Source organism: Hyalangium minutum, assembly GCF_000737315.1.
In the GTDB taxonomy this organism is placed as follows: Bacteria; Myxococcota; Myxococcia; order Myxococcales; family Myxococcaceae; genus Hyalangium; species Hyalangium minutum.
The window spans coordinates 509,383-522,021 of the sequence record NZ_JMCB01000008.1 but is presented as its reverse complement, the minus strand read 5'-3'; the positions used below and the strand labels follow the sequence as shown (position 1 = coordinate 522,021).

The 12,639-nt window shown below is 69.0% G+C and carries 10 protein-coding genes; 4 read left to right on the top strand and 6 right to left on the bottom strand.

Translation table 11 applies throughout. From position 1 onward, the window contains the following. Positions 1 to 37: 37 nt before the first annotated feature. On the bottom strand, positions 38 to 1,432 hold the full coding sequence (locus DB31_RS23485) for a purple acid phosphatase family protein (protein ID WP_240486841.1): 1,395 nt from the start codon (positions 1,430 to 1,432) through the stop codon (positions 38 to 40). A gap of 148 nt (positions 1,433 to 1,580) precedes the next feature. On the opposite strand from DB31_RS23485, the gene DB31_RS50635 reads away from it, so the two are divergent. Further along, positions 1,581 to 2,126, top strand: coding sequence for a hypothetical protein (locus DB31_RS50635; RefSeq protein ID WP_063769254.1), 546 nt, complete (start codon positions 1,581 to 1,583; stop codon positions 2,124 to 2,126). Here DB31_RS50635 and DB31_RS23475 read toward each other — a convergent pair. From DB31_RS23475 to DB31_RS23465, 3 genes are all read right to left on the bottom strand, one after another. Beyond that, the gene (locus tag DB31_RS23475; protein WP_240486840.1) at positions 2,116 to 3,147 is read right to left on the bottom strand and encodes a hypothetical protein; all 1,032 of its coding nucleotides are present in this window, start codon (positions 3,145 to 3,147) and stop codon (positions 2,116 to 2,118) included. The two genes, DB31_RS50635 and DB31_RS23475, sit on opposite strands and share 11 nt — an antisense overlap. 19 nt (positions 3,148 to 3,166) lie before the next feature. Further along, a complete protein-coding gene (locus tag DB31_RS23470; protein ID WP_044191360.1) occupies positions 3,167 to 3,667 on the bottom strand; it encodes a hypothetical protein in 501 nt (166 codons plus the stop codon). A 693-nt stretch (positions 3,668 to 4,360) separates the two neighbouring features. Next, entirely contained in the window at positions 4,361 to 5,776 is a 1,416-nt protein-coding gene (locus DB31_RS23465; RefSeq protein WP_044191357.1) for a serine/threonine protein kinase, read from the bottom strand. Positions 5,777 to 5,976: 200 nt separating this feature from the next. On the opposite strand from DB31_RS23465, the gene DB31_RS23460 reads away from it, so the two are divergent. After that, positions 5,977 to 6,534, top strand: coding sequence for a DUF6855 family protein (locus DB31_RS23460; RefSeq protein ID WP_205628553.1), 558 nt, complete (start codon positions 5,977 to 5,979; stop codon positions 6,532 to 6,534). Here the strand turns inward: DB31_RS23460 and DB31_RS23455 are convergent. Continuing rightward, on the bottom strand, positions 6,531 to 6,869 hold the full coding sequence (locus DB31_RS23455) for a hypothetical protein (RefSeq protein ID WP_052420174.1): 339 nt from the start codon (positions 6,867 to 6,869) through the stop codon (positions 6,531 to 6,533). The genes DB31_RS23460 and DB31_RS23455 overlap by 4 nt on opposite strands. Positions 6,870 to 6,907: 38 nt before the next feature. Then, entirely contained in the window at positions 6,908 to 7,414 is a 507-nt protein-coding gene (locus tag DB31_RS23450; protein WP_044191356.1) for a hypothetical protein, read from the bottom strand. A 192-nt stretch (positions 7,415 to 7,606) separates the two neighbouring features. Between DB31_RS23450 and DB31_RS23445 the strand changes: the two genes are divergently transcribed. Together DB31_RS23445 and DB31_RS23440 are read left to right on the top strand one after the other, a co-directional pair. Further along, complete coding sequence (locus DB31_RS23445) at positions 7,607 to 9,175, top strand: CocE/NonD family hydrolase (RefSeq protein ID WP_075306148.1); 1,569 nt, start codon at positions 7,607 to 7,609, stop codon at positions 9,173 to 9,175. A gap of 101 nt (positions 9,176 to 9,276) precedes the next feature. After that, positions 9,277 to 12,633 carry a serine/threonine-protein kinase gene (locus tag DB31_RS23440; protein WP_044191354.1) on the top strand — a complete coding sequence of 1,119 codons (3,357 nt, stop codon included), beginning with the start codon at positions 9,277 to 9,279 and terminating at the stop codon, positions 12,631 to 12,633. Positions 12,634 to 12,639: the final 6 nt, after the last annotated feature.

Here is a 12,639-nt window from a genome sequence, read left to right as displayed (position 1 = left end):
CGGCAGGTGGGGCACGAGGGGACCGAGCGTGCGCCGCTCAGGGCGACGGCTCGTCGTCGTCCTCCATCGACTCCGGGCTCGCGGGAGGCAGGGGCTTTTCGAAGTGCAGCCAGGCGGGCGGGTGCGCCGGATCGTCCACCGGTCCCGGAGGCGTCTCCAGCGCCGGGGCCGGGCTCGCCTCGAGGCGCCCCGCCGAGGCCGGCAGCGTCTTCGTCAGCGTGAAGCTGTCCTTCACCTCGCCGTTGGGGTTGTAGAACTTGGCGGTCAGCGTGCCACCATTCACCGCCACCTCCAGGTAGCCCGTGTCCGTGTTGTTGCGGTACGCCGTCCAACTCGGCGCTTCTTCCGGGAAGCGCCGCAGTTTCGCGCCGCCGCTGCCCACCACTACGTAGGTGATGCCTCGAGTCCCCGCGGGTGCCACGTCACCGCCCCACATCGGCTGGGTGCGCTCGTAGTTGTGGTCATGCCCCGTGAGCACCAGGTCCACCCCGTGCTGCTCGAAGAGGGGACCAAACTCGTTCCGCATCGTCAGCTCCGAGCCGTGCTTGCCGCTGGACCAGGAGGGGTGGTGGAAGAAGACCACCTTCCACGGCCGTTGCGAGGCGGCCAGATCCTGCTCCACCCAGCGCTTCTGCGCCTCCAGCGTGCAGCGATCCGGCGAGGCCCTGCCAATGGCGCAGCTCGAGTCCAGCGCCACGAAGTGCACCGGGCCCCAGTCGAACGAGTAGTAGCGCTCGGAGTGCTCCGAGTTGTTGGCCGGCAGGTAGAAGTTGTCCAGGTACGGCTGGCCCTGGTCCGTCCCATACTCGTGATTGCCCAGGCTGGGGAACAGGGGCACCTGCCGCAGCACCGCCGCCATGGGGGTGAACATCCGGTCCTGGAATTCCTGCTCGGTGCCCTTGGAGTAGGCGTTGTCTCCCAGCGTCAGCAGCAGCTCGCCGGCGTTGCCCGGCTGCGCGAGCCGCGATAGCACCCCCTGCTGCGTCTCGTCGCCCGTGCCGAAGTCTCCCATCGCCGTGAACGTGAGGCTCGTCGCCGTCGCGGGAGTCGCGGTGCGGAACTGCCGCACGCCGGTGACCGAGCCACACGCCTCCACCACGTAGCTGTACGTCTGCCCCGGCGTCAGGTCCGTGAGCTGCACCGCGTGCCGCCAGCCCGCCTCGTTGGCCGTCGCTGTCTGCGACACGTTTGTCCCTTGGCCATAGCGCACCAGGGGCGTGCACGACTCGCCGGTCCGGAACGCCACGATGGCGCTCGTCTGCCCCACGCTCTGCAGGTACGGCTGGCGCAGCAGTGCCGGCCCCGAGTCCTCCGCGGGCAGCTCGCTCGCGCTTACGGCGGAAGGCCGCTCCACCGATGCTGCCGAGTCCTTGCATGCCAGGACGATCCACACCGCCAGAAGACTGGAAATGATCAGTGAGTGTTTGCGCATAGCTGTAACGCCAACATGGTCGAGCGCCGACTTTTTCCCACCGCCGGAAGTGGCGCGTGCCCACGTCTCCCCGTCAGGCTTCTGCCATGCAGCCCAAAGAGCGGGGGGAGCTCCCAGGCGTAACAGGCCAGGGGTAGCATCGGCAGCGATGAGCGAGCACGAACTCCACGAGGCAGAGCCAGCACTGCGCGCGAGGCTCGAGGAAATTGGGGCGGAGCGCTGGGCCGAGCGGGCCGGCGTGCGGCTGGCCTGGGTCCGCTGGCAGGTCTGGGTGGAGCTCGGAGCGCGGTATCTGCCAGCGCCGCGCTCCATCGAGGAGTTGAGCGAAGCGCTGCGAGGAACTCAGGCGGAACTGGATTCGGAGGCGAGCTTCCAGCAGGTGATGGAGCTGGTGGAGCTGGCGACCGGGGCGAAGGTGACTCGCACCAAGGAGGATCTGGACTTCCTCACGTTGGATCAGCCGGGGCCGGAGGTGATCCACAGCGGCACCATCGGGGAGCGCGGGCTGGCGAGCTGGGAGGCGCCGCGACGGGCTCCTCAGGAGCTGGTCTTCTACGCCAACCTGGAGCGAGACGACGGCGCGGACTTCGTGCGCCTGCGGGTGGACTGCGCCACGCGAGAGATCTCGGCCGAGGTGATCGACAGCGGATGGTTCGAGATCGCGGCGAAGCTGGAACTGCCTCTCAAGAAGTAGTGCCCACAAACCACTCCCAGGGCTGGGGGGCTGTTGGGAAGGTGTTCCACCGGCGCCAGGCCAGCACCTCGGCCCTCCACACCTCGAGGCCACCCCGCAGCGGCCAGGCACGGGTGACGGTGCCGCGCCGCGGCCCCGCGAAGTTGCGCACCAGCATGCGGTTGACCTGGTCGATGCGCTGCGGAGTCTCCCCCGCGCGCAGCTGGAACTCGGCGGCAATCAGCGCCCCCTGTTGCGACACGGCGCGGGAGGGGTCCGCCCGCTCGACGACCGGCCAGAGCCCCAGCAGGGGCGGCGTCACCCCTTCGAGGAGAGCCGCCTGCAGGCGATCGTGCCCATCCAGCACCAGCCACTTCGCCAGGAGGTCCACATAGAGCAGCAGCGCCGGTGGCAACGTCCGGTCCCGAGCGTGCTTGCGCCAGCTCTTCACCCGGCCGTCGTCTTCCGGGGAAGCGGCTCGCAGCGGGAGCACCGCGCCTGAGAGCACGGACTCCGTGGCCCAGTCCTCGGTCCAGAACGTCTCGAAGCGCGAGAGGCCTTCGAGGGAGTGGGGTGGAGCGATCTCCTCGCCGAACCCCCACTCCATGGGGCTGATGGGGTAGCGCGAGGCCTGGCGCACGTCGATGGCCCGGACAGGCCGCAGGCACCAGCGGCCCGCGTAGAGCAGGGGATGGAGCGACTCGGTGAGCGCTCGGCCCAAGCGCCACGTCCAGGCCTCCCACCAGCGGTCGGTTCCTGGCTCATGGGTCACCTCGCGGAGCTCGGCGGCCCGCAGCGGAGGCAATCCCCAGGGCGCGCTGGCGGTGCCCCGGAGGAAGCCACATTGATCCCAATAGCTGTCGATGCACACCCAGAGCAGCGGCTGCCCGCCACTCGTCAGACGCAGCCGGTACGGAGCGGCCACCTCGAAGTGCAGGGAGGGCCGCTGCAGCCAGCGTCCCTCGCGGGGAATGTCCAGCAGCATGCCCGGACCCGCCACAGACGGGCCCCAGTCCCGGGTGTCGTCGGAGGTAAATGCCACGCGCGAGTGCATTCCAGTTTTACCGCTTCAACTCCTCAGGAGGTTGAATCCCGTAGCTCGCGGCTTCGCGTCGGGCATGGTCGATCCCGTCAAGCATCTGTTGCTGCGAACGACGATCCTTGTGGAGCCTTAACACCCTTTGCTCCGTGTCCGCCAACATCGCAAAGGCGTCTCGGGCCCGGTCCGGGAAGTTGTTCAAGGACTGCACGTAGAGGCACGCGACATGATGGCGGTTCCACAGGTTGGGAAATCCCAACCGCTGGAGCCTGCGCAGCCATGGGCCAAAGTCCTTCCATGGACGAGCCTGATCGAACGCTGCTTGCACGGCATTCAATGCCGTCAGACGCTGGAGGTGCAGGCGTTCGGAGGGAGTGCGCGCCTCTCGTGCAAACTGCCGCTCCAGATCCACGAGCGCGCCCACGTAGGCGTCAAAAGGCACTTCACCGAAAGCCATTCCGAGGCAGAGCCACTCGCGGGCCTCTGCAACCGTGTTCCACCATTCGCGGCGCGAGCGCGACACAGCTAGTAGCCTCCGAGACACTCGAGGCCGTTGACCTCCGAAGGCCAGGAGCCTGTTCCCTTACAGGTCTCGTAGCAAGATTGGCAGACCGTCTGGCCGTGCTGCCCGCGCTTCTCGTACTCGCCTCCCATCGCGATGCACTGGAGCCAGTATTGACGGCACTCCTCTTCCCTTTTTCTCCGGTTGGGAGGGGCCGCGCTCGTAGGGGGCGGAAGGGGAGGCGGATCCGTCTGGGAGGCTTTGGTGGGGGCTCGCGTAGGGACCTTCGTGGGGTCCAGCGCTCCGCAGCGCTCGTAGACGCCTGGATGCTGCTTGAGGCAGCACGAGATGGTGCTGTCTGTTGGGCCGCACGTTGCGGCTTGCGCGAGGGAGTCCCCGCGCTGCGCGAGGGCATCGCCGCGCTCAGCGGTGCCAGCCGTCGAGCCTGACTCGCCTGTGCTCTGGTGGGCGGCGTGTGTCGCACTGCACCCCATGGCACCCATCAGGCTCGCGCTTAAGGCGACACCCAAGGCAGAGCGCCAAGCATCACGAGCCAGTGCCAAGGGGCTTCCCATCCGGATTTCACTGTTCGGAGTTATCGCAGGGTCCCCGTAGGGGGTTGCGCACGAATCGCCCTGGTTCGGCTCTTTCATAGAACCCAACACGTTCTGAAGCACAAAGCCCGGCTCGCCGAGATCTGTGGCTTCAGGACCCCTATGGGGGATGCTCGTGGCCGGAGGTGTTGGGGCGTTTGACGCCGCGAGGGAAGATCGGCACGTGGCAGGTCCCCTGGTACATCTCGCCGCCGCTGGTCTCGCACTTCTCTGGGGTCAGCGCCAGACGAGCCCAGCACGCGCCGTTGAGAATGACCTGCTGAAGGTGAGGACACCGGCCTTTCTTGTCGGGCTGCGCCTGGCCCTCATACGGATCGGGAGGACTGTCCGAGATCGAGGGCGTGGAGGTGGAGGGCAGGGCAGGGCTCGGAGGTGGGGCGGAAGCCGCATCCTCGCCAAGCCCCACAGGCCCCGCCTCGGGTGAGGGCTTGCTCTCGGCCGGGGCGGTGGCTTGCGAGACACGCGGGGCCTCTTCCCGCGCGGGGAGAAAGGCCGCCCACGTCAGCCATGCCGCCCACGACGCCAGCGTGCCTGCGGCCACCGCCAGCACGAGCCAGGGCGGCCGTGAGTGCGAAGGCGCTCGCTCTGTCTCCGAAGCGCTGGGACGCGGGCAGGGATGGGAGAGAGAGTCTGCCGCCCGCTCCAGTGCAGGGGCCAGCTCCCCGGCGGTGTCGCGCTCCTCGGGGAGGATGGAGAGCATGCGCAGAATCAAGTCGCGCTGCTGCGGCGGCACCCGGGCCGAGAACAAGGCCCGAGGCAGCATCAGCGAGTCCAGGGACCAATGTCCCTGCTTATCCTTCCGGAGCTCACCCATCTCCGGGTACTTGCCGGTGGCGAGCACGCAGGCGGTGACGCCCAGGGCGAACACATCATCCGCGGGCCCGGCCCGGTAGCGCTCCGAGGTGTTCCGGTTTCGTTGGCTGAACAGCCAGGCCTCGGGAGAGCGGTAGGCCGGAGTGCCTGGGGGCAACTGCTGCGGTGTCAGCGTGGCCGCGTCCGGGTAGATGCCCGAGCCGAAGTCGGTGACGAACAGACGGCTGTCGGAGCGGCGCACCAGGATGTTTCCGCCCTTCAAGTCCCGGTGGAGTGCATCCTGAGCGTGGAGATACTGAAGGGTGAAGGCCACCTGGGCCAGCAGCCGCAACTGCTGGGCCGCCGAGGGAAGGAACATCCGTGCCCAGTCGTACAAGGGCACGCCATCGATCCACTCCATGGCGACGAAAGGATGGCGCGCGCCGCTGGGGCTCACCCAGTAGCCGGAGTCCACCAGGCGGGGGATGTGCGGATGCAACGTGCGCGAGAGCAGCTCCCGCTCGCGCTCGAAGCGAGGATCCTCCGCGAGCAGGGCGCGCTTGAGGGCGACGGGAAGCAGGTGCTCCTGTCCGATGCGGACGGCGCGGTAGACAGCGCCGTTGACGCCCCGGTTGACCCAGTCCACCACGCGCCAAGGCCCGATGGCGGTACCCCGTGGGAGCAGAGCGGGGTGAAGCGATGGGGGCGAGGAGGCACTCGGCATGCGGTGACTCCTATCCTACTTCAAGGGTAGGCGCTCGTCAGGAGACTTCCTGCGGCCGCAGTCGAGGTCCGAGAGAGGGATCCAGCGGATGGCCCACAGGGCTTCCTGCCGCAGCGTCCACATGCCTCCAGTAAGTTAGAGTCACCGCTTCAGGTCCATCGTCGGCGCTCCATGCGCCGGCCATCCCTGAGAGGGACACCATGGCAGCCAAGAAGCCCGCAGCGAAGAAGTCCTCGGTGAAGAAGGCCCCGGCCACCAAGGCTCCGGCGAAGAAGGCCCCGGCGAAGAAGGCTCCAGCGAAGAAGACTCCAGCAAAGAAGCCCGAAGCGAAGAAGCAGGCTGCGGGCGCCGGTGGCCTCGGGACGCGTGAGCAGCCCTGGAAGCTCAAGACTCCCCCTGGGACGTCGGAGTTCGAGGCCTTCCGCGACGAGACGCTGGACCCGCCCGCTCTCGTGGTGCGCGTGGGGAAAACCGAGCTGCGCTACCACCTCCGCAGCATCGAGGACCTGCACGCGATGCTCGTCCGCCATGGCGACTGGCTCTCGCTGGGGGGCGCGGACGAGCAGAAGCCCGCCGCCGAGGGGACCGTGGAGGCGTGGGGCCGCTCGCCGAAGAATCCCGTGGGTGGCTGGTATGGCCTCAAGAAGGGCCTCCGCGGCCGCTTCGGCGTGTACGTGCCCCCTGTGCTCGAGGCGCTCGGGCTCGCCGAGGTCGAGCACCAGCCCAAGAACAACCGGATGCGTGCGCGAGCCTCTTAGGACATCCTTCTGCGCAGCCCCAGCAGCAGCACGAGCGCCCCGAGCAGGGGAGCCGCCGAGGTGGCTCCGCAGCCCGACTTCTCGGGAGGCGGTGGCTCCTCGTGAGGCTCGTCGCCGTCTCCGGGCGTTCCGGCATCCGCTCCCGTGCCTGCGTCTGCAATGGTACCCGCATCCGCGACGGTGCCTGCATCCGTGGCAGTACCCCCATCCGTGGACTCGGGGGTGGGGCAGTCCGGCGTGGGCTGCCCACTGGGGAAGAGTTCACAGATGCTCTGCTGCGTGCCCGGATCGATGGCGCGCTGCAGGGTCTCGCCCCAGACCGCGCGCTGAACCATTGTCGAGTCCAAGGTGATGGACGCTCCGTTGCCGCGCCTTACTCTTCCTTCTTGCCGCCACCGAAGAGCTTCGCGAGCAGGGCGCCCAGGGCCGCGAACACCCCACCGATGGCCTTGATGCAACCACCGCCCGCCACGCGGGCCGCGTCATCCGCGACGGAGGCCATGCCGGAACCGGCACGCACCGCGTCGTCCGCGAACGAGCCCACGGGAACGGCATGCGCCACATCATCCGCGAACGAACCCACGGGGACGGTGTGCAGCGCATCGTCGCCAAGGCCTGCCGTGCCCTGAAGCCCGCTGCCCGCCGTTCCCGGCTTCACCATGACGCGAGGTGGAGGGGGCGGGGGGAGGGCCCGCTCGGGGTGATTCTCCAGCGACCGCTCCACACCCTCCTGAACCAGGTCCTGGGCGACATCGCTCACGCCATCGAGGATTACCTCGGACTCGTCGTCCCCGTCGTCCGCCTCCTGGCCCATCGCTGGCGCGGAGAACAGGGTCGCGGCGAGGAGCAGCCTCAGGCCTTCACGAAGTCTGAACGTCATGTCACCCTCCCTCTCTTTCGTATCGAAAGAGCACCTACGGAGGCAAACCCCCGGGGCCTGACACACGAGCACTCTCTGTGAAGTTGCCCCGCCAACCCTGGAAGCCACCCGGAGTGGAAGTGCTCATCCGGCGGCCCGAATCGACAGCAGGAAATGCAGTGCCCCTTCAACCCCTCTCACCGGAGGTGAGACTTGTCCTGGTTACGTGCCATCGCTGTGTCTGTCGTTGTGTCCCTGTGCATTGCCGCCAGTCCCGCATTCGCGTCCTCGTCCTTCCGCATCGTCGACCTCACCATGCGAGATGGAGTGACGCTGAAGGGCAACGTCTTCACGCCCGACACTCCGGGGCGGTACCCGGCCATCCTCTTCATTACCAGCTGGGCGCTGCCCAGCGTGGAGTACTTCGTGCAGGCGCAGAAGTTCGCGGATGCAGGGTACGTGGTGGTCTCGTACACCCCGCGAGGCTTCTACACCTCGGGGGGCTTCATCGAGACGGCGGGCCCCAAGGACATCGCGGACCTGAGCCAGGTCATCGATTGGACGCTGGCCCAGACGCCCTCGGATCCAGCGCGCATCGGCGCGGCGGGTGTCTCCTATGGCGCGGGCATGTCGTTGATCGGCGCGGCCTTTGACTCGCGCATTCGCGCCGTCGCCGCGCTGAGCTGCTGGACGGATCTGCCGTACTCGTTGTTCTCGCACCAGACGCGCCACCTGCAGAGTGCCGGGCTGCTGGGGCTCTCGGCGGAGCTGACCGGGAAGCCCTCGGCGGAGCTACAGCAAGCCCTCTCGAACTTCTTCGCCAACCAGAACCTGGACAGCGTCATCGCCTACGCCCAGGTCCGCAGCGCCGCGACGTACCTGGATCGCCTCAACGCGAACCGTCCGGCCATCCTCCTGGGCAACGCCTACGGCGACAGCTTCTTCGGCCCCAATCAGCTCACGGGCTTCTTCACCCAGCTGGCGGGGCCGAAGCGGCTCGAGCTGCGCCCAGGGGACCATGCCATCCCCGAGCTGACCGGAATCCTCGGACTGCCCAATGACGCCTGGACGAGCACGCGCCGCTGGTTCGACCAGTACCTGCGCGGCGTGAACACGGGCATCGCCACGGAGAACCCGGTTCAGCTCCAGCTCCGGGGCCAGAGCACCTATGAGTCGTTCCCTTCGTGGAGCGCCATCTCGACGAGCACTGCGCGCTACAACCTGAGCGAGGTGCACTGGTGGAGCAACGAGGGCGACCTCACGGCGGGCTCGCAGGCGGCCTGGAACAAGACGCTCGTCGCGGGAGACACCGTGGCCAACGGCGGCGTCGCGCTGCTGACGAACGGCGCGGAGGCCATCACGGGGGAGCCGATCTCCGCGTGGATTCCGGCGGTGGACCGGCTGAACGGGGCCGTGTGGCAGTCGGACTGGCTGTCGAGCCCGCAGCGCGTGCGCGGCGCCCCGCACCTGCGCCTGACCGTGACGCCGGGCAGCTCCGGACAGACGACGGTCATCGCCTATCTCTACGACACGGACTGGGCCGGGACGGGGAGCCTCATCACGCACGTCGCCGTCACGCTCCGCAACGCCGTGGCCGGCCAGCCCTATGCTGTGGACGTGGACTTCCCGGCGACGGCCTATGACGTTCCCATCGGCCACCGCCTCTCGCTGGTCGTCGACACCGCCGATCCACTCTATGCGGACAAGGCGCCGGCCTTCTCCTCGGTGAAGCTCTCCTCGTCGTCGAGCAGCCCGTCCTATGTGTCGCTGCCCCTGAAGTGACGCGGGGGGCTCCTCCCATTCCGGGAGGGTTCCGCTTCAGCGGTGCCCTGTCGTAAAAAGCGCTCCTTCATCGAGGACCCGGAACCTCCGGGAGCGCATCCATGAGCAAGGCCATACCCGCCGAGGCGGGCCCCCCAGGGGAGGACTCCGACATCGGAGCTGCCGAAACGCTGCCCTCCTCCCGGCCGCTCCCGCGGCAGCCCCCTCCCGGCGAGGGGGTGCCCGTGGTGGACCCCGCGCACTACGCCATCGACGGGGAGCTCGCCCAGGGCGGCATCGGCCGCATCCTCCGCGCCAGGGATTTGCGGCTCGGCCGGCCCGTGGCCATCAAGCAGATCCTCTCGCCCTCTCCCGAGGCCGAGCTCCGCTTCATGACCGAGGCGTTCATCACCGCGCGGCTCCAGCACCCCTCGATCATGCCGGTCTACGAGGCGGGGCGCTGGCCCAACGGCGAGCTGTTCTACGCGATGAAGCTCGTCTCCGGACGCTCGCTGGCGGACGTGCTCGCCGAGAAGCGGACGCTGAAGGAGCGGCTGGCCCTGCTGCCCCACGTGCTGGCAGTGGCCGAGGCCATGGCCTACGCGCACTCCGAGCGCATCATCCACCGCGACCTCAAGCCGGCCAACGTGCTGGTGGGCGGGTTCGGCGAGACGGTGGTCATCGACTGGGGCCTGGCCAAGGAGCTCTCTCGCGCGGAGAGCCCCTTGGACCCGGCTGCTTCCGATACCGGGAGCTCCCCCGCGGATGGTGCCCTGACCCGGTTCGGCACGGTGATGGGGACTCCCGCGTACATGCCGCCGGAGCAGGCCGCGGGTCTGACCGTGGACGAGCGCGCCGACGTCTATTCCCTGGGGGCGATTCTCTACCACCTGCTCGCGGGCGAGCGTCCTTATGACGGGGAGAGCTCGGATCAGGTCCTGGCGCGGGTGATGAGCGGCCCGCCGTCCCAGCTCGCCAGCCTCCAGGACCGCATCCCTCGAGACTTGCTGGCCATCGTGACCAAGTCCATGGCGCGCGAGCCCTCCGAGCGCTACCCCACCGCGCGCGAGATGGCGGAGGACCTGCGGCGCTTCCAGACGGGGCAGTTCGTTGGGGCCTACGAGTATTCGCGCATGGAGTTGGTGCGCCGCTTCCTGTGGCGCTACCGGGCCGTGGCGCTCGTCACGGCCGTGGCCACGGTCCTGCTCGCCACCCTGGGCGTGGAGAGCTTCCGCCGCGTCTCCGCCCAGCGGGATGCCGCCCAGAAGGCCCGGCGAGAGGCCCGGGACCAGGCCGATGAGCTCCTGCTGACGAAGGCGCGGGCCACCGTGGATGACGCGCCCAACGAGTCCCTCGATCCGCTGCGGCAGCTCCCGCCCGACTTCGAGCGGTGGTCCGCGGCCCGGACCATCGCGGCGGATGCCCAGTCCCGGGGGTTCGTCACCGTGCTGCGCGGCCACACCTTGCACATCACGGACCTCGCCTTCACGGAGGACGGCCAGTCCCTCATCACCTCCAGCGACGATCGCACGGTGCGTGTCTGGGGGCTCACGCGGAACGAGGCGCCCCTCGTGCTGCCGGGCCACGAGGACGAGGTCTGGCGCATCCAACTCCTCCCGGCGGGCCTGGGCTTCGTCTCCGCAGACAAGCAGGGCGTCCTGCGCAAGTGGAACACCGGCACCCGTGAGCTCAAGCCCTTCGCGGGTCTGTCAGGCCCCGTGTCGGCGCTCACCGTGGGCTGCCAGGGCCGGTGCTTGCTGGCCGCCAGCCAGCGGGATGACGTGCTCCTGTATTGGGACCTGGAGACGGGCCAGTCCCGGACCTTCCATACGGGCGTCGAGGGCATCGAGGAGGTGCAGGTGTGGCCGGACTCCTCCTGGGTGTTCGTGCGGGGCCACCGCAACGCCGCCTCGGCCCTGGGAGACGTGGAGAAGGGCTCCTTCCAGGTGCTGAAGCAGGTTCGGCCCACCGTGGGGGGAATCGCCGCGGACGGCCGCCTCTTCACGGTGGATACCGAGGGAAACCTCCACGCCTGGAGGCCCGGAAGCGCCCAGGGGCAGCTGCTCGCGCGGAACCTGGGCATCGGCACGGCGCTCACCTTCGTGCCGGGCACTCCCTGGGTGGTCATCGGAACGCAAGAAGGGGTGATCCGGTTGTGGAACCAGGCCACGGGACAGACGCGGGAGCTCGCTCACCACGATGGGCTCGTCAACAGCCTGGACGTCACCTCGGATGGGCGCTACCTGGCCTCGGCCAGCGCCGACCGGTCCGCGCTCCTCTGGGAGCTGGAGACCGGAGAGTTCCGCGTGCTGCGAGGGCCTCGGCAACAGGCCCACCTCGTCCGGTTCTCTCCGGATGACCGGCAGCTGGCCGTGGCCAGCTTCAATGGCACGCTGCGCGTGTTCTCCTTGGAGACGAAGCCCCACCGCGTGCTCTCTCGCGCCGCGCCCCAGTCCTCACTGTTGCTCTCCTCCACGGGACAGCGGCTGGCTTCGCTGTCCGAGCAGGGGCAGCTGCGGCTCCTGGAGGCTTCTTCGGGGAAGCTCCTCCTGGAGGCGCCCGGCTTCGCGTCGAGCGCGCTGAGCTTCTCCCCGGACGGCCAGTGGCTGGCTGCGGGCAGACTCGATGGGCGGATCCTCCTGTACGCCTCCGCCACGGGAAGCGCGCAGCCCCTGTTGGGAGGGCATGACGCTCCCGTCACGGCCGTCTCCTTCTCCGGGGATGGCCGGAGCTTCGCCACGGCGGACGAGCGCGGCGGCGTGTGGCTGTGGGAGCTCTCCTCGGGCCAGGGGCGCCGCTTCGGAGCCCACGGGACGAGGGTGTCGCAGCTCGCGTTCTCACCGGACGGCAGGCACCTGGCCTCCGCGGGCGGGGACGGCGCGGTGCGGCTGTGGGAGGTGGCCACGGGCGGGTTCCAATCCCTGCACGGTGGCGGAGGGGCCGTGTACACCGTGGCCTTCTCCCCGGAGGGCCATCGCCTCGCCATGGGAGGCGAGGACCACCTCGTGTTCTGGGAGCTGGACAGTGGCCAGCGCCATCCTCAGAACACGAGCGAGGGCGACGTCCTGGAGGTGCGCTATTCGCCCGGGGGCGACGTGGTGGCCAGCCGCAACCAGAACGATGGCCGGGTGATGCTCTGGGACGGGCGGACGGGAGCGCCCCGCAGCGAGCTCCGGGCGCATGAGAGCGATGTCCTGGGCCTCGCCTTCTCGCCGGATGGGACGCGCTTGGCCTCGGCGAGCCTCGACAAGACTGTGCGGCTGTGGGACGTGGCCACTGGAGAGAGCCGCGCGCTGCGAGGCCACACCGGGCCGGTGAGCGCCGCGGCCTTCTTCCCGGACGGAAAGACCCTGGCATCCACCGGCCAGGATGGCGCCATCCGGCTCTGGCCGGACGACCTGCCCCTGGAGCCGGAAGCCCTGCGCGCCTGGATGCGCACCTTCACGAGCGACGAGAGGCCCCACGCCTCCCGGCCTTGAGGTCTC

Excerpts from the sequence above, each read along its gene's own strand:
- DB31_RS23465 (WP_044191357.1), bottom strand. The coding sequence starts at position 5,776 with ATGCCGAGTGCCTCCTCGCCCCCATCGCTTCACCCCGCTCTGCTCCCA.
- DB31_RS50635 (WP_063769254.1), top strand. The coding sequence starts at position 1,581 with ATGAGCGAGCACGAACTCCACGAGGCAGAGCCAGCACTGCGCGCGAGG.
- DB31_RS23450 (WP_044191356.1), bottom strand. The coding sequence starts at position 7,414 with ATGACGTTCAGACTTCGTGAAGGCCTGAGGCTGCTCCTCGCCGCGACC.
- DB31_RS23455 (WP_052420174.1), bottom strand. The coding sequence starts at position 6,869 with ATGGTTCAGCGCGCGGTCTGGGGCGAGACCCTGCAGCGCGCCATCGAT.
- DB31_RS23460 (WP_205628553.1), top strand. The coding sequence starts at position 5,977 with ATGGCAGCCAAGAAGCCCGCAGCGAAGAAGTCCTCGGTGAAGAAGGCC.
- DB31_RS23485 (WP_240486841.1), bottom strand. The coding sequence starts at position 1,432 with ATGCGCAAACACTCACTGATCATTTCCAGTCTTCTGGCGGTGTGGATC.
- DB31_RS23440 (WP_044191354.1), top strand. The coding sequence starts at position 9,277 with ATGAGCAAGGCCATACCCGCCGAGGCGGGCCCCCCAGGGGAGGACTCC.